The organism is Paraburkholderia sp. SIMBA_054 (genome assembly GCF_046534875.1).
In the GTDB taxonomy this organism is placed as follows: domain Bacteria; phylum Pseudomonadota; class Gammaproteobacteria; order Burkholderiales; family Burkholderiaceae; genus Paraburkholderia; species Paraburkholderia hospita.
In genome coordinates this window covers 61,744-84,625 of sequence record NZ_JAWRXV010000040.1, presented here as the reverse complement: position 1 = coordinate 84,625, position 22,882 = coordinate 61,744, and the positions used below count along the sequence as shown (strand labels likewise).

At 59.1% G+C, this 22,882-nt stretch carries 20 protein-coding genes and 2 pseudogenes; 14 read left to right on the top strand and 8 right to left on the bottom strand.

Annotated elements, in window-relative coordinates:
* Nucleotides 1-25: 25 nt before the first annotated feature.
* The 4 genes from SB822_RS36680 to SB822_RS36665 form a co-directional block, all read right to left on the bottom strand.
* On the bottom strand, nucleotides 26-1,492 hold the full coding sequence (locus SB822_RS36680; RefSeq protein ID WP_410856868.1) for an amidase family protein: 1,467 nt from the start codon (nucleotides 1,490-1,492) through the stop codon (nucleotides 26-28).
* 608 nt (nucleotides 1,493-2,100) lie between these two features.
* Nucleotides 2,101-2,592 (bottom strand): low affinity iron permease family protein, encoded by a 492-nt coding sequence (locus tag SB822_RS36675; protein ID WP_410856867.1) that lies wholly within the window; start codon nucleotides 2,590-2,592, stop codon nucleotides 2,101-2,103.
* Between the two features lie 263 nt (nucleotides 2,593-2,855).
* Nucleotides 2,856-3,233 (bottom strand): response regulator, encoded by a 378-nt coding sequence (locus SB822_RS36670; RefSeq protein ID WP_410856866.1) that lies wholly within the window; start codon nucleotides 3,231-3,233, stop codon nucleotides 2,856-2,858.
* Nucleotides 3,234-3,371: 138 nt separating this feature from the next.
* Nucleotides 3,372-4,508 (bottom strand): sensor histidine kinase, encoded by a 1,137-nt coding sequence (locus SB822_RS36665; protein WP_410856865.1) that lies wholly within the window; start codon nucleotides 4,506-4,508, stop codon nucleotides 3,372-3,374.
* A gap of 660 nt (nucleotides 4,509-5,168) precedes the next feature.
* On the opposite strand from SB822_RS36665, the gene SB822_RS36660 reads away from it, so the two are divergent.
* Nucleotides 5,169-6,284, top strand: coding sequence for a sensor histidine kinase (locus tag SB822_RS36660; RefSeq protein ID WP_410856878.1), 1,116 nt, complete (start codon nucleotides 5,169-5,171; stop codon nucleotides 6,282-6,284).
* Between the two features lie 387 nt (nucleotides 6,285-6,671).
* On the opposite strand, the gene SB822_RS36655 is transcribed toward SB822_RS36660, so the two are convergent.
* The 4 genes and pseudogenes from SB822_RS36655 to SB822_RS36640 all read right to left on the bottom strand — a co-directional run.
* The gene (locus SB822_RS36655) at nucleotides 6,672-7,676 is read right to left on the bottom strand and encodes a hypothetical protein (RefSeq protein WP_410856864.1); all 1,005 of its coding nucleotides are present in this window, start codon (nucleotides 7,674-7,676) and stop codon (nucleotides 6,672-6,674) included.
* Nucleotides 7,677-7,919: 243 nt separating this feature from the next.
* Nucleotides 7,920-8,435, bottom strand: coding sequence for a hypothetical protein (locus SB822_RS36650; RefSeq protein WP_410856863.1), 516 nt, complete (start codon nucleotides 8,433-8,435; stop codon nucleotides 7,920-7,922).
* A gap of 97 nt (nucleotides 8,436-8,532) precedes the next feature.
* Nucleotides 8,533-9,033 carry a hypothetical protein gene (locus SB822_RS36645; protein WP_410856862.1) on the bottom strand — a complete coding sequence of 167 codons (501 nt, stop codon included), beginning with the start codon at nucleotides 9,031-9,033 and terminating at the stop codon, nucleotides 8,533-8,535.
* 308 nt (nucleotides 9,034-9,341) lie between these two features.
* Nucleotides 9,342-9,788: pseudogene (locus tag SB822_RS36640) on the bottom strand (DUF2092 domain-containing protein); the annotation flags it as partial.
* A 332-nt stretch (nucleotides 9,789-10,120) separates the two neighbouring features.
* Between SB822_RS36640 and SB822_RS36635 the strand changes: the two are divergent.
* The 13 genes and pseudogenes from SB822_RS36635 to SB822_RS36575 all read left to right on the top strand — a co-directional run bounded on the left by SB822_RS36635 (nucleotide 10,121) and on the right by SB822_RS36575 (nucleotide 22,574).
* Nucleotides 10,121-10,840 (top strand): hypothetical protein, encoded by a 720-nt coding sequence (locus tag SB822_RS36635; RefSeq protein ID WP_410856861.1) that lies wholly within the window; start codon nucleotides 10,121-10,123, stop codon nucleotides 10,838-10,840.
* Between the two features lie 46 nt (nucleotides 10,841-10,886).
* Nucleotides 10,887-11,165, top strand: a complete 279-nt coding sequence (locus tag SB822_RS36630; protein ID WP_410856860.1) for a hypothetical protein — start codon at nucleotides 10,887-10,889, stop codon at nucleotides 11,163-11,165.
* Nucleotides 11,166-11,280: 115 nt separating this feature from the next.
* Entirely contained in the window at nucleotides 11,281-11,532 is a 252-nt protein-coding gene (locus SB822_RS36625) for a hypothetical protein (protein WP_410856859.1), read from the top strand.
* A gap of 101 nt (nucleotides 11,533-11,633) precedes the next feature.
* Nucleotides 11,634-12,665 (top strand): alpha/beta fold hydrolase, encoded by a 1,032-nt coding sequence (locus SB822_RS36620; protein WP_410856858.1) that lies wholly within the window; start codon nucleotides 11,634-11,636, stop codon nucleotides 12,663-12,665.
* A 92-nt stretch (nucleotides 12,666-12,757) separates the two neighbouring features.
* Nucleotides 12,758-13,252, top strand: a complete 495-nt coding sequence (locus SB822_RS36615; protein ID WP_007589686.1) for a ferritin-like domain-containing protein — start codon at nucleotides 12,758-12,760, stop codon at nucleotides 13,250-13,252.
* 69 nt (nucleotides 13,253-13,321) lie between these two features.
* A complete protein-coding gene (locus SB822_RS36610; protein WP_410856857.1) occupies nucleotides 13,322-13,894 on the top strand; it encodes a phasin family protein in 573 nt (190 codons plus the stop codon).
* 90 nt (nucleotides 13,895-13,984) lie between these two features.
* Nucleotides 13,985-15,106 (top strand): alpha/beta hydrolase family esterase, encoded by a 1,122-nt coding sequence (locus SB822_RS36605; protein ID WP_410856856.1) that lies wholly within the window; start codon nucleotides 13,985-13,987, stop codon nucleotides 15,104-15,106.
* A 240-nt stretch (nucleotides 15,107-15,346) separates the two neighbouring features.
* Nucleotides 15,347-15,727: a response regulator gene (locus SB822_RS36600; protein WP_410856855.1), complete on the top strand. Its 381-nt coding sequence runs from the start codon at nucleotides 15,347-15,349 to the stop codon at nucleotides 15,725-15,727.
* Between the two features lie 288 nt (nucleotides 15,728-16,015).
* The gene (locus tag SB822_RS36595; protein WP_410856854.1) at nucleotides 16,016-17,233 is read left to right on the top strand and encodes a DUF2252 domain-containing protein; all 1,218 of its coding nucleotides are present in this window, start codon (nucleotides 16,016-16,018) and stop codon (nucleotides 17,231-17,233) included.
* Nucleotides 17,234-17,412: 179 nt separating this feature from the next.
* Nucleotides 17,413-17,646: pseudogene (locus SB822_RS36590) on the top strand (putative zinc-binding metallopeptidase); the annotation flags it as partial.
* 88 nt (nucleotides 17,647-17,734) lie between these two features.
* Nucleotides 17,735-18,013, top strand: a complete 279-nt coding sequence (locus SB822_RS36585; RefSeq protein ID WP_410856853.1) for a hypothetical protein — start codon at nucleotides 17,735-17,737, stop codon at nucleotides 18,011-18,013.
* 544 nt (nucleotides 18,014-18,557) lie between these two features.
* The gene (locus tag SB822_RS36580) at nucleotides 18,558-22,136 is read left to right on the top strand and encodes a chemotaxis protein CheB (RefSeq protein WP_410856852.1); all 3,579 of its coding nucleotides are present in this window, start codon (nucleotides 18,558-18,560) and stop codon (nucleotides 22,134-22,136) included.
* A gap of 3 nt (nucleotides 22,137-22,139) precedes the next feature.
* On the top strand, nucleotides 22,140-22,574 hold the full coding sequence (locus SB822_RS36575) for a response regulator (RefSeq protein ID WP_410856877.1): 435 nt from the start codon (nucleotides 22,140-22,142) through the stop codon (nucleotides 22,572-22,574).
* Nucleotides 22,575-22,882: the final 308 nt, after the last annotated feature.

Here is a 22,882-nt window from a genome sequence, read left to right as displayed (position 1 = left end):
GTTTGTAAAAAGGGGGACGAGTACGTCAGAGCGACGGCGGCTGGACGCCTAAGACTGTCTCAATCCGGCGGGCAAGCTTCAGAAGCGCCTGGTCGCTTGCCAGCGGGGCGTCCAGTTCAAGACCGATCGGGAGGCCGGCGCGGGACACGCCCGCAGGGAGGCTGATACCCGGCAGACCCACGCTGCTCGCTGACAAAGTGTGGTTGGCCAAGGCGAGATTGCTTACTTCCTGGCCCGCGATGCGAAATGCGCCCTGCTCATCGATCGAAGGCGCCGTGCAGGGCGTCGTCGGCTGCAGAATGGCAAGTGCTCCTTGCGTGGCGAACAGCTGGCTCAAACGGCGGTGGATTTCCGGACGGCTCACGTGGAGCGCAGTCTGATAGGCTTCCAGTGAAGTAGCACCTGCGCCGCCCGGCAGTACGATGTGCGCCCACGCTTCACGAAGCTGCGGCTTGAGGCTTTCATAAATCGCCTCGAATGTGATCGGAATATTGTGCAGGCGGAGGAATTCAGAGATCGCGCCTTGGGTCTCATGGGCGAAAATTCCCCACGTGGTTGTCTGGATGAGAGCATTGAAATCATCCCCGAGGTCGATCTCAAAGATCTCCGCGCCCGCGTCCCGCAACCGCCGAACTACCTCACGAAAACGATCCTCGACTTCCGGGTCCACCAAACCGAGAAACTGCCCCGGCGCAAAAGCCAGTCGGACTCCTCTCAGATTGGGGTCTCGCTCTACGGGTTCCACGACCTTGTCGCCGGTGACGACCTGATCCATCAGTATGCAGTCTTCAACGTTGCGTGCGAACACTCCGGTCGTGTCGAGAGTGTGGGAGATCGGAGCGACGCCGTGACGTGGCCAGCGTCCCGTGGTCGGCTTGAATCCAACGACGCCGCAGAGAGACGCGGGCACACGGATCGAGCCAACTGTATCGCCGCCCAACGAGGCGGGTACTATCCCGGCGGCCACGGACGCAGCAGAACCGCTAGAGGAGCCTCCCGAGACGTGATCGTGGGCGCGCGGGTTTTTAACCTGACCATAGCGTTCGTTATGTCCGGTCAGCCCATAGGACATCTCAACGAGATTGTTCTTCCCAAGAATTAGGGCGCCTGCATCCTTTATCGCCCGGACCGCATCGGCATCTTCCGTCGGAATGAAGCGCGCCAGTTGATCCAGGCCGATGCTCGTGCGCAGCCCTTTCGTCAGGTAGCTGTCCTTCACCCCGATTGGCACACCCAGCAGGGGGCCCTCTGCCCCGGCAGACCGCGCCTTGTCTGCGTTATTCGCTGCCTCAAGCACGCTGTCTTCGTCGATGGTGATGAAAGCGCTAAGGTCAGCGTGCGACCGGGCCTGCTGCAGCAGCGCCGTCGTGTACGCCTCTGAGGTCATCTCACCGGCACGGATCGCGTCAGCGGCCGCGGCGAGCCCCAACGAAGCGAACCTCTGCACTTCTCGCGCAGATGTTCGGGTAGAGCTGCTGAGCGTGTCGTTCATTAGTTTCCTCGCAAGAAAGGTGTGACTTCGTCTTCCCGAGCTGGAAGAGAGGCGTTGCTCCATTGAATTATGATCATAATATAGAAGTACGAGCATAATGCAATAGAAATCCGATGTCGGAACTTGGTAGCGACGCACGGAAGGATTGGATTGCTTGGAAGCTTGCTCGCGCCGGGCGGCTGGCAGCGCTTGATGACGATTGTTCGGTCTCGCCCACAGTTGAACGGCATCTGTCGATATCCGTGTGCTCCAAACAGGCTTGGAAGCTAGGGATGGTCGCGAGCCGATCCGAACGAGGACATGGTTGCCGTTAGCCTGTTCCGTTTGGCCTGGAGCGGTGCAAAGGACGCTGCTGGGGCGAAGGCGCCGTTGGTCGAAGAATGGCTGCTTGGCCCTCGGAAACCGTCGCCCGCTTGGCGGCTCGAGGCTCGTCTGCTTTGGGTCGTCTACGGAAGTTCGGCTTTCAACCATGGATCGCGGTGTTCGAGGCGACCTCGGATTTCCCGGTTCGGCCACTTTCGGTCATTCGCTTGCCACCCAGAAAAGCGCCGGCGGAGGTGTTGACACTCATCGAGCGGATGCGCGCCGCAGCCGGACAGCGCGTTTTGCTAGCCGCGTTGCGGCGCGGCCCCCGGCTTGCCATCGCGATTCTCATCGCCTCGTCGGTCGTCGTCATTGTCATCGTGGTTATCGACGAACGGCGAACCGGTGTCGGTGCCGCCCGCGCGCAGCGCGGTCCGCGCTTCTTCCGCCAGTTTTTCGTAGTGTTTTCGGAAACGGCTCAGGTCTTTTTCCTCGAGTTCTTCGAGATCGAGCAGCGCGTTATGCGCACCTTCCATTGCGCGGATCAGCTCGTCGAGCTTGATCTGCATCGCCGCCGTGTCACGGTTCTGGGTGTTCTGGATCAGGAAGACCATCAGGAACGTGACGATCGTGGTCGACGTGTTGATCACGAGTTGCCATGTGTCGCTGTAGTGAAAGAACGGGCCGGTGGTCGCCCACACGATCACAAGGGCGACGGCCATCACAAAGGTGGCGGGCCTACCGGTCATCGTGGAAAGGTAGCTCGCGAATTTCGAAAACCACTTGCTGCTCATCATGATCTCCCGTAATCGGGTCAATGTACCGGATGATGGCATAGACGGCGGAGTCGCTTCTTTCTACGGGTGTGACTTGATGCACTGGATGTTCAAAGAGGGGCGACTGTCTCTTGTGGGTCTTCTACGGAAGCTCGGCTTTCAACCAGGGATCGCGGCGTTCCAGGCGATCTCGTATTTCCAGGTTCGGCCAATTCCGGTCAGTCTGAAGCGGGGCCGGAAGCGATCGATTGGTCGCCGCAATTGCCTCAGAACCATTCGTACCGCTAGCTCGGGCGAGATACGATCGCGGCAAGAATGTCCGGAAGCGGGGCGGGCTTTACAAAATGATGGGCGAAACCACACCTGATGGATTCGGCGCGCTCGGATGGCGTTGACAGACCGGTCACCGCCAGCAGCAGTGGCGCAGCGCTGTCTGTGAGACGCCGGATCTCTTTCGCTACTGTCCAACCGTCGAGACGAGGCATCTGGATATCAAGGATAACGATGGCTGGAAGCCAGGCCCAGTATTGTCCAAGCGCTTCCACTCCATCGGACGCAGTTCTAACTTCGTACCCTTGACCTTCGAAGAACAGCAGGTACGCATCCAACAGATTCGGGTCGTCGTCCGCAATGAGCACGCGCTCCGCGTTCGCAGTGGACATCAGTGCCTCCAGGTTGTGCTTTGAACGGAAGCAATCTGGAGGCCTAACAACACGGTATGGGGTGAAAATTCGTCGCTAGAAGAAATCCGATGCTTTCTTGCGGCGGATGTAGCGGCCGCTGGCTAGCAACAGGCTCGCTCACGTTGGCGTGACGGCATATCGAGGCAGGCAAACTGTAAAGACGCAGCCCGTACCCGGCAGGTCGCGGACACTGAGAACCCCGCCGTTCGACTCCACGCTACGTCGAGCGATCGAAAGTCCCAACCCCAATCCGCTTTGATCTGGGCCATTTTGCGTGAATGGCAGAAACATTTTTTCGGCACTGCCTGGAGCCAGGCCGCCGCAGTGATCCTTAACGTCAATCAGAATGTGATCCGAAAGTGCGTACGCATCCAGGGTGACCTCGGTATGGGGGTGGGTAAACTTAAAAGCGTTTTGCAGCAGGTTTGCGACCGCAGAATAGAGCGCATCACGATCACCATTGATGGCGAGGCGCGCGTCGACAGCGGAAACTGTCAATACAGCCCCTTGTACCTGAGCCGCAAGGTCGCCTGCAGATTTGATCTCGGCGATGAAGTCGGCTAATGAAAAGGTTACGGGTTGCCCGGTTTTTCCGGCCCTTGCCCGAACCTCAGACAGGGAATCATTGATCAGATCGCGCATCCCGGACAAGCTGCGCTCCATTACCGCCCCCGTCGCACCGGACAAACTCAAATTTCCCATCTTGGCGGCGGTAAAGGCGAGCGTTGCGGTGCCAAGAAGGTTGCGAAGCTCGTGCGCAAAAAACCCCAGTCGTTCATTGATCTCAAGTGCTTGCTGACTTGCAACGACAGAATCCCGCTGATAGCTGAATTCTGTGACCGCGTCGGCGATTGCGTTGTCAAGGCAGCGGTTGAGCGTTCGAAACTCATCGATCTGGAACGGGGCATCGCGCTCGAAAGCCAGATCCGTGATCGCCTGGCACAGGTCGCCGTAGTCATGAACCACCTGGTCCACCGTAAACCCGAGCTCCAGGAGTTGCCGTCCGTGTTGCGCCGCTGACTCGCCAATCTCCGATAACGACGCGCCGCCGCCCGAGGGACCAGAAATCTTGCGACTATCCATAGGCTCCGACGTCTGCTCAACCCGAAGTGTCCTGATGAGCTGTTCCAGAAACATGGGCACACCATTCTGAAGCTGCTGCGCAGTTGCCGCTCGCGCGGGCCGCAGTGCCACCTTCGCTCTACACCGTTCGATTAACGTCGCACGGTTGTGAGAAAGAAAATCGTGCATCATGATCAATACCGCCATGTCCGGGCAGTAGTAGAGGCGGCCAGATGCGCCTGGACGCTGATGACGCCAACGGCCTTGCCCGAGGCCATGTCTATTCAACGTTTCCTGAACCTACCGTGTTAGCGATGGGGCCTAACACGAAAAAGGGTCTGACAAACGCAGGGCATGCGAATGACTTCATACTTGCGTCCCTTGCAACATCAATCGAGGGCAGACGTAAGGGCAGAGCAATCGCCACGCCGAAAACGTCCGCGACGGTCATTTCTTCATCCTACTCGCTCTACAAGCGGCTGACGCAAGAAACGGGCGCAATGCATGTTGAGTCGAAGGTACCCATCAGAAAGAAACCAGTCACCCCCGTAGACGCGGCGCTGAGTCGTTCAGTGGGTCCGCGACGGTCGACCCGATGAGACGCCGTGACATGCTCAGTGGGGGTGGATGCCGCTTTCTAAAAGTCGACCGTCGGTTATGGGGTCGGCCTATGCCTTTCGTGTGAGATACGTGCCGGAAGATCATCATCGCACTCGACTGTGGGGCGGCGGTCGGCCATGACCAGTCGTCTAAAGTCGGCGCTAAAAACCGCCATTCGGAACCCCCGTCAACCAGGGTAAGATGGATTCGGCCGGAGCATTTTTGGCTCTCGCAATTTCTGCAGGGGCAGACGTGCGGCTAGCTGACTTCATATTGCAGGACATGGGGCGCATTCTGGCGGAATGGGAGACGTTTGCGGCTACCCTGCTGCCGGCCGCAAGTAACATGGACTCACTCGCCCTGCGCGACCACGCACAGCAGATCCTGCAGGCAGTGGCCAAGGATGTATCGACTCCGCAAACAAGCGACGCTCAACGCGAAAAATCAATGGGGCGAGCCCCGAGGCTAATTGGCGCACCAGAAACTGCTGCGCAAACACACGCTCTTCTGCGAGCGCGGGGCGGTTTCAACGTCAGACAAATGGTCGCTGAGTACCGCGCGTTGCGCGCCAGCGTCCTCCGTTTGTGGATAGAGAAATGTCAGCCGGTCGCCCCGGATCCGGACGACATGGTCCGGTTTAACGAGGCGATCGATCAGGCAGTCGCGGAATCGGTGGATTTTTTCGATACGCAGGTAGAGCAGGCTCGCAATCTGTTGCTCGGAATGCTTGGGCACGATATGCGCAGTCCGCTGCAGACCATCCAGGCGACCGCGACACATCTGGCGGCACTGAACGCCGGGCATAAGGTATCGGAAGCCGCAGCCCGACTGGTTCGAAGTGGTGTCCGCATGAACGCACTCCTGGATGATCTGTGCGATTTCAACCGTACCAAACTTGGGTTGGGTATCAACGTTGCTCCTGGTGACGTCGATCTGGCTGCCGTGTTTGGCGACGCGGTGGACCAGTTGCGCGCAGCTCATCCGGACCGCCGCATCGATCTTGAGCTGAAGGGGAGCCTGAAGGGTGTTTGGGACGGTTCGCGCCTGCAGCAACTGCTTTCGAATCTGGTGATCAATGCGATAAGGTACGGCGCGCCGGACAGGCCAGTCCGCGTTGTAGCAACGGGTCATGACGCGGAAGTTTGTCTTGAAGTCAGGAACAGCGGTCCCATCATTGACCAGCAGACGCTGGAGCGGATTTTTGACCCACTGACGAGAGGCACGAATCAGGAGAGCAAAAACGGGAGCGGTCTCGGACTCGGGCTGTATATTGCGAGCGAAATTGCCAAGGCCCATCACGGCGCGATCGAAGGGCGGTCCGACCAGACAGAGACCGTGTTCGCCGTGCGTCTGCCGCGATGCGCGTAACAGGTGATCCATGTCGCGTGTGCAACAAAGTCTGCGGGTGTCTGCTTTCAGCGACCGCTGGCCGTTTCGGGAGTTTGGGCTGAGCCGGACGCAGGCCGAGAAACTGAGGCTCGCTGTTGATTTCCACCGAATACTGACCCACGGTGGGTCAATTCTGCGTGAACATCAACACTTTCATGCTTGATCGGCGTCCCCGAACCGCTCTCGAGCCTTTCAGTCAAACATACAACTGTGCTTATGTATCAAACGATTCCTTCAGTCCCCGGCGCATGGTCGAAAAGATTCATGCGCTGACCGCGCTCAAGACGGCATGGCAATAGAGCACGGAGTTGGTGGGCAGGTTGAACCGCACGTTACACAAACCGAACCTACTGCTACGATAATGCGCTAAAAGCGAAAGCCTACTCCGGCTTCGATCAGATCCGTGTCGCGGTTGTAGCGCGTGACGACTCGATTCCATATGATGCGCGTGAGCCATTGCTGGCCGAGCCTATAACTCGCTGATACTGCGACAAGCGCAGAGATACGACCGTCGCCGGTGCGGTTTTGCGGGAGGTCATCGTTCTGAGTGATGGAAACGTACGGTCCAACGCCGACTGACAGCGTGAGGGCGTCGTCGAAGAAAGCGCGGGTGGCCCAAAGCTGCGCGGCGAAACCATCGCGGCGCGACTGGATTTTCCCTCCTTCGTGGATGTATGAGGCCGTCACGTCGACATAGCGCCACAGCCCGCGCCGGTATTCGAGACTTCCAGCGTTGGCCGACTCGGAGTTGCCGCTGTTCAGGATCGTCTTGCCCAACATCACGGTGACTTGGTTATTCGTCACCTTTGATGTCCGTGGTGTCGGGCGCTGTCGTGGACCGGGCTCGCCCTTGTCCTCGAGTTGATAGCCGATGCCGAACAGCAGCGCGGTCGTGTCGGGACCACCAAACACCTGGACGTGATTCAGCTGCGCCTGGGCAATCCAGCGGCGATCGAAATAATATGCGGCGCGCATGCTCCACAAGAGACCCCACCCGTGCGTGTTCGAATAGTCGCCTCCGGACTGAGCTGCGGTTGTGTCGAAGTATCGATACGGCCCGGTACCGGCCGATAACTCCAGCCGGTCGTTCCACAGTGGCAGGCGCCCCCAGGCTTGCACGGTCTGGCCGTCGCGGTGATGTTGCGGAATGTGACCTTCGTTGATCCAGGAAAAGCTCCACGCGGTGAAGCGGCCGAGGCCTTCGCGATAAGTGGCGTTCCACGAATAGGTTTTTGTACCGTCACTTACGAGGGGTCCGGCCAGCAGCGAGAATTCCTGTGCACTTACGGGCGAAGATAAGACGAGGAAGGTGACGATCAGAAGCGTCGACAGGGAAGTATTGCAGTCCTTATCGCCTTGCATTGCGGACACTATCCCACCATTAGCAGACCAGATGTTAGAAAGGTAGTTTCTTGAGACTATTTTCGCTACCCGAAAGGAAGGTAGTGAATGAGACGCATAACACGAGAAATTACTGCACCAACATGATCCGGTATGTGTGTTAGCGATCGTACATGCCGATCGCATTTCGACAAGTGCACGGTCGCATCTCGGCGAATAAGGGTTGCGGCGTAGCAGTTCGCTTGCATTACCGCGGTCGATTGCTGCTTCCCGTTAGCGGGACCCGCCTGCCGGTAAAACAGCGCTTGCCGGATCATCGTTTTCTGCTAGGTACGACGTCTCGGGCCAGCCCACATTGCCGATAAGGCGTACTCGTCCACGAGTGTACCGAAGCCTGGCCGTATTGCCCGGGCAGGTATCTAGAGGCTTCTCCTCCTTGTCCGCCAACTTGGCGAACGACTCGTCTATTGTGTAGATTGTCGTGTCCGGCGTGCGCGACGCACTCACCACGGTCTCGTCCTGGACGGCGGCAAGGGCCGGCGACTCACGAATCAGGCGTATGGTTCTGCATTTCGCGTGGATATCCCTTCGCAATTCCGTCGACTCGTACGAATACTGGTCGATCGGTACGCCTGCCGCTTTTACGAGGATCTGCATCGTGCCGGGCGGAGACCCGGACTTGTCCCACATCTCCTTTGGCGAGGACAAGGAGTTGACTACGAAGACGACCGCCCTGCGGACTTGAACGAGCGGCGTGTTCACGCCGCCAACGAATTGCAGTGTTTCCACGAGTTCCAGCCAATCGTGGGACTACGCGGTCCACTGACCGCTACTGGCAACACGACCGACCATACTGACACTTCTACCATGCGCGACGCTACCGCGACTAGTATCCGGGCGGCGGCGGAACCGGCATGTACACCACGCCGTTGCTGCCATAACCCGCTGAGTACCAGGTCGCGCCACACTTATAGTACGGCACACCCTGAACCCCGACCGGAGCGACGTTGCACGGCGGCGCGACGGGTGCCGGTGCAGGCGCAGCGACGACGGTGGTTGGGGGTGGTGTGGTCGCGGCAACTGCCGCACCGGTCACAATTGCCCCGGCCACAAATCCGGCCGCCGCAGAGCCGCTGTCCCAGTCCGAGTTTGAGCAGTTGTTGCAATTGCCACTGTAGTTGTTCTGCACGTTGGTCACGTTCGTAGCACGCGTGTTCTGCATCTCCTTAGCGGTGGATTGACGCGCACTCTGGTTTTGGCTGCTCGTTTGTGCCGCCGCGGTCTGTCGTGCGCTCTGGTTCTGGCTCGACGTAGCCTGGCGCTGTGCCTGATTCTCGCTCGTGCTCTGCTGGCGGTTCGCCTGGTTCTGGCTGGAGGTTGCCTGCATCGAGCTCGCCGAACTCTGGCGCGCACTCTGATTCGCACTTGAAGTAGCTTGACGCGAGGCCTGACTCTGCTGCGCCGCTGCCTGCTGGCCGCCACCACCGCGTTGCGGGCGACCTTGTGCTGCGGTTGTGCCGCCGGAGGATAACCCTCCCCCCGATGCCGCCCCGCCGCGGGTATAGCCTCCATCGCCGCCACCGCCACGGGCGCCACCGCCTCTCTCGCCTCGTGCATCCGCCTGATTCATCAAGCCCAGCGTGAATATTGCGGCGACCAGCGCCGTAACGGCGCGATCCCATGATCCTGTTTTCATCACTTGACTCCCTTCTTCGCGGACGGCTTGCCAGCCGTCGGCGACATGCGGGGAAGCTGCGCTGCGAACGCCACTTTTTGCATGCCTTCAGGTACCCGGGCCGCGAACGTCCCATCGTTGATCTCCGGCGCAATATTCCAGTCGGAAAACTGTGCCCAATACTGGGGTTGGCCCGGCGCCGTCCTGTAAGTAAGCACGACGCGCTGTGGCAAAGGCTTGTCGCCGTCTGCCACCCACACCTGGAAATCCACCGTGTCGGTACGCGCGGCGAGATGATGGGACGGGGTGCCGTAGATGTTCGTCTTCTCTACATAGTCCACCGACCGTATCCGGTCTTGCAACTCCGCAGGTAACCGGCTCAACAGCAGCGCCGCGAGCGGAAGGCGCATGCCCAGATCCCTGACGAAATGCACGATGCTATCGTCGAGTGGACCAGGTTGCGGTGCCGTCGCATAGACTCATTTCGACCAACCTGCCTCTCAGCGCAGACGTACCCGTTTCCACGCCGTATCCCGCCATCACCATGGCAACTGCCAGGATGAGTATGGTCGCGATTCCTTTGGTAGCGGCACAGGAATACCAGCTCTTGATGAGATTGCGACGCGTGCCCGCGCGGACAGCGAGCAAGCCGCATTCGCAGGAATGAGAACGGCGAAGGCGACCGAAGAAAACAGGTGAAGCGGTTCGCAGCCGGGAACGCCCAATGCGCTGTTACTGCTGAACACAGTCCATCTTTGTGTTCGCTATTTCGGGTTTTCTCAACTGCCAAGGCACATCCATGAAACTGCTCATCACCCAAACCGGACTACCCCGCGTGTCGTGGGGATCCGTGATCACAGGTGTCATTCTCTCGCTGATCGTGTATCTCGTTCTGACCGTGCTTGGCACGGCAATCGGCATGTCAGCGTTTGCGCCGCTTTCGCGCTACAACCCGCTGGAGGGATATGGCTTCAGTTCTGGGGCGTACCTGATCGTAATGACTGCCATCGCGGTTTTTACCGGCTCGTATTTCGCAGGACGTTGCGCGCCCGTCCTTGGCTGGCTCCACGGTCTGCTCGCGTGGGCCGTGATGATTCTGCTCGTCATCTATGGAGCAACGTCTCTTTTCGGCACCGCCGTCAGCGCGGCCGGAACCGTGGCGTCTACGGGCGCAACGGTCGGTGCAACAATGGATCGATCGGGAACGGGTAATACGATGGCGGGCGTGTTGACCGAGCGGGTCCAGGGCGCAATCGCCTCCGCTACCGCTGAGGCGTCGAGTCCGCAAGCACAAGCCGACGCGCGTCAGACAGCCGATACGGCAGCACGCAATGTAGCGCGCGCTTCGTGGTTCTCATTCGCGGCACTGATCGTCGGCGCGATCATAGCGATCGTTTCGGGCCATGCGGGCTTCAGGCATCAACCGCCGTTCGAGGAGGCGGCTGGTGTTTCGACCGACAACGTTCCGCTGCGCCGCGACCCGACGGGTGGAACGCTTTCAGGCCGCGCGGTTCGTTGAGGCCACCAGGAGCGGGCCAGAGGCCCGCTGAGTGAGGGAGGGCATCATGGCGTTGCGCGTAATTACTCACGTGACTTGTCCGTGCGGACACTGCGGATCGATCGTCGAAAGCCGGTACGACGATTCCCGTTCGCACTGGTATCTCGCGACGCTGCGAGATCTGTCGCACAACGGGCTCTACGACGGCCTTGATTCTCTCTTTTCGGAAAACACGCCGTCGTGTCCGGCGTGTGGGCAATCGCTGGGACCGGAATTCGTTACGCGGCGCGAACATCGTGCCTTCAAGGACGCGCGTGAAGGGCAGGAGATCGCGCGTCGGATTTGAAATTGCCGTGGTTGCGGGCACTTCCCGGTTGAAAAGGAAGTTGTCGCTCTTGCGGTACAGCGATTGCGCTTACATGAGAGCCACAAACGAGCCACAAACTTTCGAGGAGTGAACCATGACGCACACACCTGTTGAGCAACGCGCACCGGACGAAAAGCCCGACGACGCTATTGACCAGACCATCGAAGACACCTTCCCTGCAAGCGATGCACCGGCGACGGGCGGGGCGACGCGGATCGAAGATGAGGGAGATAGTGACCTGCCCGGCATCGATCCGGATGAAGACGTCCCCGAGGAAGACACTCCCGGTGAGCCGTCACCTGGCGATGTTCCACCCGACGAGGCTGCACCTCAAGGGAAGAAGTGAAGCAGTGCGCGGCCACGCCAGACGCGGTCGCGCCAATCTCATCAAGCGCCGCTTTTCGGGAATGCTGATCTTTCTTACCTGTAGCTTCTACACGAGACGTCATGCCCACTTCTTTCAGTAAAGCCGGTTTATCTCGCGGCACAGTCGGAGCGGTCGCAGCCACAGCGGTCGCAGGTGCAGCCACCGCGCTGTGGGTTTCGCATCGGACACGAAAAGCCGAGCGCGATAATCCGCCCGTAGGCCGCTTTATCGAAGTGGACGGTATTCGACTCCACCTCATCGACAAAGGGAACGGGCCAGCTGTCGTGTTGCTGCACGGGAACACCGTCCAGTTACAGGATTTCATCGGCTGCGGCTTGATTGACCGATTAGCCGAACATCACCGGGTGATCGCATTCGACCGCCCGGGATTCGGACACAGCGAGCGTCCGCGAGATCGCCTCTGGACCGCACAAGCCCAGGCTGCCTTAATACAGCAGGCGCTCATGCAGCTCGATGTGACGAGACCGATCGTGGTGGGACATTCGTGGGGCACACTGGTCGCACTCGGCCTTGCAGCGGGATTTCCGGCGGATGTCAGGGGCCTCGTGTTGATTTCGGGCTATTACTATCCTTCGGCCCGCATGGATGTCGCGCTGGCGACACCAGCGGCGCTTCCGCTGTTAGGCGACGCGTTGCGTTACACGGTTTCGCCGCTAACCGGTCGCGTCATGCTACGGCGCAGCGTGGAGGCGATGTTCGCGCCTGCGCCGATGCCCGACAGGTTTTTCGATGTCGTGCCCCGTGAAATGTTGTTACGTCCCGTGCAGATCAGGGCAGCGGCAGAGGACGCCGCGTTCATGATCCCGTCCGCAGCACATCTTCACGCGCATTACGCCGCACTAAAAATGCCCGTGAGTATCGTCGCCGGCGAAGGCGACAAAATCGTCGCCCCCGAAGCGCAGTCTGTCCGGCTGCATCGGGATCTGCCACACAGCGACCTGACAGTGCTGCCCGGAGCAGGGCATATGGTCCATTACGTGCTGGCTGATGAAATCACCAATTCGATTGATCGTATGAGCGCCGGTCCAGATACGAAACATCTTGAATCCCGCATGTCCGTGGACGACGTTCCACTGACGATTGCCGATTAAGCGGTCCTCTTTCGCTCCTGATTTCAGGCTGAGATCAAGGGCACGCTGCGCTCATCCTGAGTGCAGTTCCGAAATTAAATCAAGGAACAGTCATGCCTACGAAGACCCTGAAGGATCTGTTTATCCATTCGCTATCGGATATCTATAGCGCCGAAAAACAGATGACGAAGTCTCTGCCCAAGATGGCACGCGCGTCGAGCAGCCCGGATCTCAGGGCCGCATTTGAGAAACACCTCGAAGAAACTCTGGGGCAGGTTCAACGGATCGATCAGATCGTCGAGACGAGTGGAATCAAGCTCAAGCGCGTCAAGTGCGTCGCGATGGAAGGTCTTGTCGAGGAAGGGCAGGAGCAAATAGACGAGATCGACAAAGGCCCTGTCCTCGATACCGCGCTTATCGCCGCCGCTCAAAAGGTTGAGCACTATGAAATCGCCTCCTACGGTTCGCTGATCGCACTGGGCAAGCAGCTGGGAGAAGCAGAGGCGGTGAAGCTGCTGGCTGAAACGTTGAAGGAAGAGAAGGCGACGGACGAGGCGCTTTCGTTGCTGGCAGAAGAGAAGGTGGCAGCAGAAGCAATGGGCAAGTAACGGTCGATGCGCCTTCACCCGCATCTGACACGTATCAAGCGATGCTTTTATCCCAACAAGGAGTATCAAATGTTCTTTTATTCGCCGCAGCAGATTGCGGAACTCAATAAAGCCAGTTACCAGTCATTCGTCAATCTGACTGGAAAATACATGAACGGACTTCAGGAGCTCGCGGAACTGAACGTTCAAACAATCAGGACAATCATTGAGGAAAGCAACAATATTCCGAAGGACGACGTCACCGAAAACGTCGACAATTTGCCGGAATGGCAATCCAGCATGCTAACCCAGCTTCCCGGAAAAGCGGCTTCCTATAACCGCCATTTGCATACCATCATCCTGTCGACAGGCGCTGAAGTCGCGCGCGAGGTCCGACGCCAGTACGAAAGTCGTGGTGGACAGGTCAACGCGATTTTCATGGAGGCGATAGAAAAGGCGAGCGCGGCGTCGACAAGAACGGCTGAAACGCTGGAGAACACTATTGCAAAGCCAGCGCAGGACACGGTTGGCACCACCATTAAAGACGCAGTAGAAAGCGCTTCATCGGATGCCGTTTCGCAAACGGCGAAGGCGACGGGCGACTTCATGGCCGGGGGCGAAGCGATGCTGCCCCAGCCGAATAAATCCGGCAACAAGCGCTAAACGACAGATCTTTTCCGTGCAGGATCTGGATGCAAGCAAACAAGACCCGCTGAAGGCGGGTTTATTTTGCAGGCACGCGATGCGCGACCGATGACCGACAAGAGCATCATGAATAATTCCAACCCATTTCTATTCGCGCAGGATTTTACACTCGCGCTTTTTGTACGAGGCCCCGTGGACGCGACTACAAAATTCTTTTGCGCAATGATGCCAGAGCACGTTTCGGCGGATCTGGAGCCGTCTCACTGCGATGGGCAATGCGCAGATTCAGCGGCAATGCCATCGCTGACGAGGGTGCCGGCCGAGTCCATATGGCTGCAGAAGACATTTCGGGGAGAAATGGGCGCACGAAACTACAAAGTCTATATTCCGGCATCGTACGGAAGCGACCCACTCCCGATGATCGTCATGCTCCATGGTGCTAACCAGGATCCTGACGATTTCGCCGCTGGGACGAGGATGAATATTCTGGCCGAGGAGGCGCGATACATAGTCGTCTATCCGGAGCAACCGCAAAGCGCCAATGCCGCGAGATGCTGGAACTGGTTTCGACCAGGCGATCAGATTCGCGAGTCGGGCGAAACGGCGCTCATTGCCGAGCTAACTCGCGAGGTGATGTCCACGTATCACGTGGATTCCACCCGCATTTACGTGGCCGGCATGTCGGCTGGCGGCGCAATGGCAGTCAATCTTGCCGTCACTTATCCCGATCTTTACGCGGCCGCCGGGATCCACTCGGGGTTACCCTACGGGATTGCGAATGACGCATTTTCCGCCATGTCTGTGATGAATTACGGCTCGACCGATCCTCAATATGCATTGTTGCAGAAGAAATTGGGGCAACGCGCCTATGCGCCTCTGATCGCTTTTCACGGTGATCAGGATAATGTCGTACATCCCCGCAATGGTGACGAGCTAATGCGCATGAACCGCATTTTCGTGCTCTCATCACAAAGCACGCCTTGTCAAGTCACGACGGTTGAGTCAGAGGCAGACGGGATCTATGGGCATACGCGCAGTCTTACCTGCGACGAGGAGGGTGAGGTCGTTGGAGAACAATGGATTATTCATGGTCTCGACCATGCATGGTCCGGCGGCGATAGTGGGGGAAGCTATACCGACTGTAACGGACCAGATGCATCTCGCGAAATGCTTCGCTTCTTCGATTCGATCAGTCTCAATACAGGTGGGGACCGGGAGGTCTCAGCCTGATCGAATGGGTCGGCGTCGTTTTCACTTCTCAACGTATTTCGGTCAGGCCTGATCGCTAGCGACGCCTTTCTGCCGCCGCGATGCGGCACAACGATTGCGGTTTGATACACGTATTGCAAGAACTTGCAGTCGCTTGGCGTGAGACACCTGAGGCAGCGCGCACCGAGATCGACTGCGTTGTCGTAGCAGCCATAAAATCCGGACCACGTCGTCCATGACCGCGAGGCCGGGGTAAATAACATGCAGACCGAAATCGTGGCAAACCTTCTTCTGGTCGACGATGATGCAGAAAACCTGGCGTCGCTGCAGCTGGCGCTCGAAAGCGACGGTCATCACGTAAGCATCGCTGGCGACGCATCGCGGGCGATGGAAATGCTGATGAGCGAGCCGATTGAGCTCGTCGTAACAGACTATGAAATGCCCGGCATGAACGGTGCTGAATTCTGCCGTCAGGTGCGCGCGCAACCTGCGCATCGTGATCTGCCCATCGTGATGCTGTCCGCAGGTCCCGAACCCGTGTGCGTCCTGCGTTGCTGGACGCTTTTTTTTCGCAAGCCTGCACCTTTCGAGCGTCTCACGGCAGCCATCTGGGCCCAGATTGCCGGGCGCAGTACCCTGTAACACCGGCCAGACGATCCGACGACGTACGGAATCCTGAAAGTAGGGGCTGGCGCCCATTTCATTGATGCGGGATAGATGTAGATGGATGTAGTCGGTTAGGGAGGCGGAATGAAGTATTGGATGCTGGCGTATCAGGTTGTTGTCTGGCTGAGCGCGGCCTTGTTTTCAATAGCGGGTTGGCTTTGAATCGTGACGCACGTTTCGCGGCAATCATGAAAGTTCATCGCTCCTGTCCCGACATGCGCGGCGAGCGCGAATGTCCGTACTTTCCAGAATCGTGGTAAAGCCATGCGCAAGCCTCTGAAACCGAAAGTACCACGCCATGCGAGCCGGCAGGGTGTATTGACGGCCAAACGCAATGTGAAGATGGCCAGCTCTACGCACGCCTACGTGCGTGGCAACACGGTCAAGTTCTATGACTGGTTGAAGGAAGCGGAAATTCGGGGATTGCCTGAAGGGCCTGCCATCTGGATCTGTGGCGACTGCCACACAGGCAATCTTGGCCCGATAGCGAACTCTCAGGGGAAAATCGAAGTTCAGATTCGCGACCTCGATCAAACCGTCATCGGTAACCCCGTGCATGATCTCGTTCGCCTCGGATTGTCTTTGGCGACGGCCGCGCGAGGGTCGGCACTTCCTGGCATTACAACCATCAACATGATTGAGGCGCTGTTCGAGGGGTATATGCAACCGTTCTCGAAAGAGACGGCCTCGCAGGAGCCTGGCGAGAGACCAGAGGTAGTGCGTGTGGTGATGCGTGAGGCCGTGCGACGCACGTGGAAGCATCTTGCGCGCGAGCGACTGGACGATATCCAGCCCACGATACCTTTCGGCAATCGTTTCTGGCCAATCAGCCAGAAAGAGCGAGCCGAAATCGAATCGCTTTTTCAGACCCATACCTTGGCAGAACTCGCTACGGGTTTGCGCGGGCGTCCAGACACGGGTGATGTGACGGTGCTCGATGCCGCTTACTGGGTCAAGGGTTGCAGTTCGCTCGGACGACTCCGCTACGCGGTTCTTCTGGATGTGGATGGTGGTGCGGTAGACGGTGACGATCTGTGCGTGATCGATATAAAGGAAGGCGTGCCGGCAGTGGCTCCGCGTTACGCAGACGCCGTGATGCCCAGAGACAACGCGGAGCGCGTGGTCGAGGGCGCTCGCCACCTGTCGCCTCATCTCGGCGAACGTATGCGTTCGGCGACTCTCCAGGGTCGACCGGTTGTGCTGCGCGAGTTGTTGCCACAGGATCTGAAGCTGGAAATCGAGCAGGTCGGACAGAAAGAAGCCATGGAGGTTGCGCGTTACCTTGCCCTCGTGGTGGGCCATGCGCACGCACGACAAATGAGCCACGCTGATCGCAAGCGCTGGATATCCGAGTTGCGACGTACAAAATCAAAATCAATCGAAGCGCCCACGTGGCTGTGGAAAAGCGTTGTCGACCTCGTGGGCAGCCACGAGGTCGGCTACCTCGAACATTGTCGACGGTACGCTCTGGATGCGGGCTGATTTGGCGCTGGCCGGAGTGCGTGCCGTGCTGGAGTCGGGCGAACGGGTTGCACAACGCAACGGGTGTGATGCGGCATGTCAGGCCTCGGTCTTTCGCCACTGCCCTCCCGGGAACAGCGGTTGCGCTACGAACACAAATCACGATCCTCTTCAATTTGTGTTTTCGAGGACACGCCTTCGAAGGCGTGTTGACGCGACATGGGAGCGGGCTGATCACGGTGAACGTCGCCGAAGCCGATGACGAGCGTCGAGAGCAAATCCGTCTGGCATTGAGGGAGCCGCATCGCACGCTTCTCGGTCATTTCCGCCATGAAATCGGGCATTACTTCTTTGATCGCCTGATAGTGGGAACACCGATGCTTGGACAGCTTCGGCAAACCCTCGGGGACGAACGGGCGGACTATGGCGCTGCAAGCTCTATGACTTGAACAGGCAGGAATGCGGGATGCGCTTTTTGTTTCTAATCTCGCATATCGGCGATCATTTGGAAGAGGAGCGGTCATGCAAAACCAGTCCTGTGCGCCATATCGCGGATTCACAATTGACGTCCGGGTCATGGCGAACAACGTTGTTTCACTCAATGGCAAGGAGCTTCGGTACTCCGTCTCCTGGTCTATTCTTTCGTCAGACCTGCCCGCAACGGCAGTCGCCAGCCTCCCGCAACAGCTTGATTTCTTGTCACGTGAAGAAGCATTTTCATATGCGGAGCGGCGGGCACACACTTTCATCGACGGTTGCCTATACGCTCCGGACATCGAATCGATCGCGTCGGTAACGTAGATGCACTTCGCCGCGGGTTCCGTCGCCTGAGGGTTTCAGACTTGTGGTGCCCCTGATCGGCAGGTAAGCAGAAGCCGTCGAGACATTCCTGACAGCTCGCTGCCGCCGTGTGGGCCAGTTTCCGAACCCGGACGATCGCCATTTCCTGCGCCATACCCTCCATCTCGAGAGTTGCTCCACCGGGGCAATATGGAACGATTGTGTGTCGCGCGATGACTCAGATTCCTTCCGGCAATATCAGTCACGGCAACGCATGTAGCCGGCGGCGCCTTGCGGAGAAGATTAAAGGGGCGGCGCCGGATGGCGAGGCGGGGAACGGGCAATGCGCTGATATGTCTTGAACACCGCCGCCTTGCGCAGGTGGGGCGGTCGCGGTTTTTTGCGCCTGACGTCAGGTTTCCATTCAGGCGGATGCTCGCTGCCGATTCGCGAGATAATTGGGCCCACAACAGGGCGGATAGTGATGTTAAAAGTCGCAACCAGGCGGGATTTGGCTTGAACGATGATCCTTTACATTGACTGAGTAGCAGTTGCCCCATTTCACATGACCGATTCGGCTAGCTCCTCCCGCCTGCAGACGCAGCCTGCGGCCACGCACTTTGTCGCAATTGGTTCCTCAGCCGGGTCATTGCATGCGCTCGGACAGTTCTTCGCGACCGCATCCGGGGCGTGGAGCAACACGGCTTTTGTCGTCGTCGTCCACCTCCCGCCGGACTCCGACAGCCATCTGGCCGAACTGCTTGCGCAGTCTACCTCGCTTGCCGTGTCGGCCATCGAGGACAATGCGCCGATCCTCGGCGGCCACGTCTATGTCATTCCGCCGAAGGTGTCGGTTACCGTAGCACGCGGTGCATTCCGACTGGCGCCCGCCGTCAGTCGGCCAGAAATCCCGATGCCGATTGACCGCCTGTTTGCGTCACTGGCCGCCGACCAGCACGAACGGGCAATTGGCATCGTGCTTACCGGGGCGAACGCGGACGGCTCCGCCGGCCTGCGCGCGATCAAGGCAGAGGGCGGCATGGTGATGGCGCAGGACCCAGAGACCGCAGAGCACAGCACGATGCCGAGGCAGGCCATTGCCACGGGATTGGTCGACTATGTGCTGCCCGTCGAGAAAATGGCTGCGGCGCTGAGCGAGTACATCGAGCGATCGAAAAGCGTGACACTGCCAGCGGCCGATGCCGACGGGCATTCACCCGATCTCGAACCCGTGCTTAGAGCGCTGGCGGCGGCCGGCTCCGAATTCCGGGGCTACAAGCGGGGCACGCTGGAGCGGCGCATCGCGCGTCGCATGACCGTGAAACGCGTGAGCAGTTTCGACGCCTATTGCGACATACTCAGAAATGACGTTGATGAGGCGGAAGCACTCAGTCTGGACATGATGATCGGTGTGACGGAGTTTTTCCGTGATCCCGAAGCATGGCAGGTGCTCTCCGAGCGCGTCCTCGCCGGGCTCCTTGCCGAGCCGGAAGGCGACCAGCCGCTACGGGTCTGGGTGCCGGGCTGCGCGACAGGCGAGGAAGCGTATTCGATGGCGATGCTGCTAACCGACGAGATCGAGAAACGGAACACGTCTCGAAAGTTCAAGATCCTCGCTTCCGATGTGAATCGCGCTGCACTGGCGCGGGCGCGCGCGGGCATCTACGCACCGGGTGTCGCACTGCCGCTTGGCGAACGCCGCCTCGAGCGTTTCTTCCATGTGCACGACGATGGCTACCAGGTGCGGCAGGAACTGCGCGAGGCGATCCTTTTCACGCCGCAGAACCTGATCGCCGATCCCCCTTTCTCGCGGGTCGATCTGATCAGTTGCCGCAATCTGCTCATCTACCTCGAGCCAGAGGCCCAGCAGCGCGTATTTGAGTTGTTTCATTTCTCGTTGAACCCGAAGCGGTATCTGTTCCTCGGGCGCTCGGAGAGCACTGATCCCGATTCGATCCAGTTCCAGGAAGTATCGAAGGCCTGGCGCATCTATCAGCGCAGTCCCGTTGCGGCACCGGGGATTTCGGGCTACCGATTTTCGGCCCGCGCAATACGGCACGAGGACTTTCAGCCCGCTAGCCGCGTGGGCTCCAGAAACAAGGGGTACGCGGAACTGGTCAATGCGACCCTGCTGGCCGAGCATCACGCTGCGTCCGTACTCATCAATCCGGCTCACCAGGTGCTCTACGTAAGCGGCTCTGCCGATGAGTATCTGGGGCAGCCGGCGGGCGAGCCGACCGGCAACATTCTCGACATGGCGCGCGAAAACCTGCGGTTGAAGCTGCGCATCGCACTGCGTCGTGCGGGCGAGAACGGCTCGGCTACGCCCGTCAGCGAAATCGTGACGAACGGAGCCGCGGCGCCGATCAAAATCACCGTGACACGGCCTTTCGATACGGCGCACTCAGGTAGGGCGCTGCTCGTGATCTTTGCGCGGGTGCCGATGATCGACCGGCCCGTCGTACCCGCTCCGATGGACGCCGATTCTGACCTGTGGCATCTTGAAAGCGAACTGCGCACGACGCAGGCAGCGTTGGGCAGTACCATCGAGGAACTGGAGGAGAGCAACAGCGGACTGAGGGTGTCGAACGAAGAGATTCTTTCGATGAACGAGGAATTGCGTTCGTCGAATGAGGAACTTGAGACATCGAAAGAAGAGTTACAGGCGGTCAACGAGCAGTTGAACCAGGTGAACTCGCAGCTCGAGCAGAAAGTCGACCAGCTGGAAGTGCTCACCGAGGACGTCACAAATCTACTCTCAAGTACGGAAATCGCTACGTTACTGCTTGATCAGCAGGGCCTGATCAAGCGGTTTACGCCTAGTGCGGGCAGGATGTTTGGGCTCGCGTCTGCCGACACCGGGCGCGCCATTGCGGAGGTGCTCGGCGCGCCGCTGGGCGATGCGTTGATGCTCGACGTGGAACAGGTGCTTTCTGGTGTGAGCGAACAGGCCGAGCGGGAAATCGAAACAGCGACGGGGCAGTGGTACGTCCGGCGGATTACACCGTACGCGGCCATGCGCGGCAAGCCACCCGCGGGCGCCGTCATTACGTGGACGGACGTCAGTCACATCAAGCGCATTGACGAGCGCGCCCGGCGCCTTGCCGCAGTCGTTCAGGATTCGAACGATGCCGTCACGGTATTCGACCGCACGGGCCGCTTTCTCGCCTGGAACAGGGCCGCCACCACGATATACGGATACAGCGAAACGGAAGCGTTGCGGATGTCCGTATCCGATCTGCTTCCGCGTGGAGCGAGACAGGATCACCTCGATTTCATTCAACATGCGCTGCTTAACGAAGCGTCGCACTCGTATGAAACTCGACGGGTGGCCAAAGATGGGCGCGTGATCGATATCTGGCTGACGATGTCGATCCTGCGGGATGACTCGGGCAACGTCACGGGCGTGGCTTCCACCGAGCGCGACCTGACCGAGCGCAGCATGAGCAATGCCTATCTGCGCGAACGGGCGGAGCAACTGGCGCTGGCCGACCATCGCAAGAACGAATTTCTCGCCGTGCTTCGACACGAGTTGCGCAACCCGCTCGCGGCACTCGTATCGGCGACGACTTTGCTGAGATCGGCAGCCAGCGACGATGCGGGGAAAACCTGGGCCACGGGAGTCATTGAGCGTCAGGGAAAAGCACTGGTGCATCTGGTCAATGACATGCTCGATCTCACGCGGATCACGAGCGGCAATATCGAACTCAACCGGCAGACAGTCTCGCTGAAAACGGTGGTGCAAAGCGCGATTGAGGTTTGCCAGCCAATTGTCGACGAGCGCAGGCACAGCCTGTCTGTTTCGTTGCCGCCGGAACCTGTGTTTTTATACGTGGATGCAACCCGCCTGTCGCAGGTCATCGAGAACATCGTCATCAACGCGGCGAAATTTACCGCCCCTGGCGGATCGATCCAACTGGGCGCGACGACGACGGCTCATCGGCTTTTACTGAGCATCAAGGACAATGGGCGAGGTATTCCGCCCGCGATGCTCAGGAGCCTGTTCGAAATGTTCGTTCAGGGGCCACCATCCGGCAACCAGCGCAACAACGGTCTGGGCGTGGGACTATCGGTGGTGAAGCGTCTGGTTGAGTTGCATGGCGGCTCGGTCAGGGCGATCAGCGACGGCGTGACGGGCAGCTAGTTCATAGTTGACCTGCCGCTCGATGCAGCACCGAAACCCTCAGACGTCAATGTCGAAAATCCGGCGTCGCCGGGCGCCGACCGTCCACGGCGAATTCTCATCGTCGACGACAACGCCGATGCCGCCGAAGCGTTGGCGATGCTTCTGGTCATGCGGGGCCACGAGGTCGAGACGCGTATGGACGGCGCCTCGGGACTTGCGGCCGTGGCAACCTTCTCACCGGAGATTGTCCTGCTCGACGTCGGACTGCCCGACATGGACGGCTACGAAGTCGCAAGGCGACTGCGCGAGTCTGATGCGCGCCGGGACACGACGCTCATCGCAGTCACCGGATACGGACTGCCTTCGGATCGCATCCGCTCGGTCGAAGCCGGCTTCGACCATCACCTTACCAAGCCCGTTGATGCTGACGAATTGGTGCGGCTCTTCAGCGAATAGTCTGGAGCCAGTGCGTACCTGTCGTGGATGTCTCTTGTCAGGTCTTGCGCTTGCCGCTGAGAATCCCGGGGTGGCGTCGCCCGCAAGCAGACTGCGACAAGTTCATCGAAGCCTGGGTGTGGCTGTGGCGTTGCTAATCGCCAAAGCGTTTCCGGAAAGGCCGTCGTTAATGGGTGGTGTTCGTGCAATATGATGTTTGCTTGCGCGGCATGCGAATTGCGCATTTTCATTGGCGGGCTCACACCTTCCGGTGCTAACGACCGCTTTGCGCTTGAGGAGACCACCATGCGAGTTTCGACAAAAGGAAT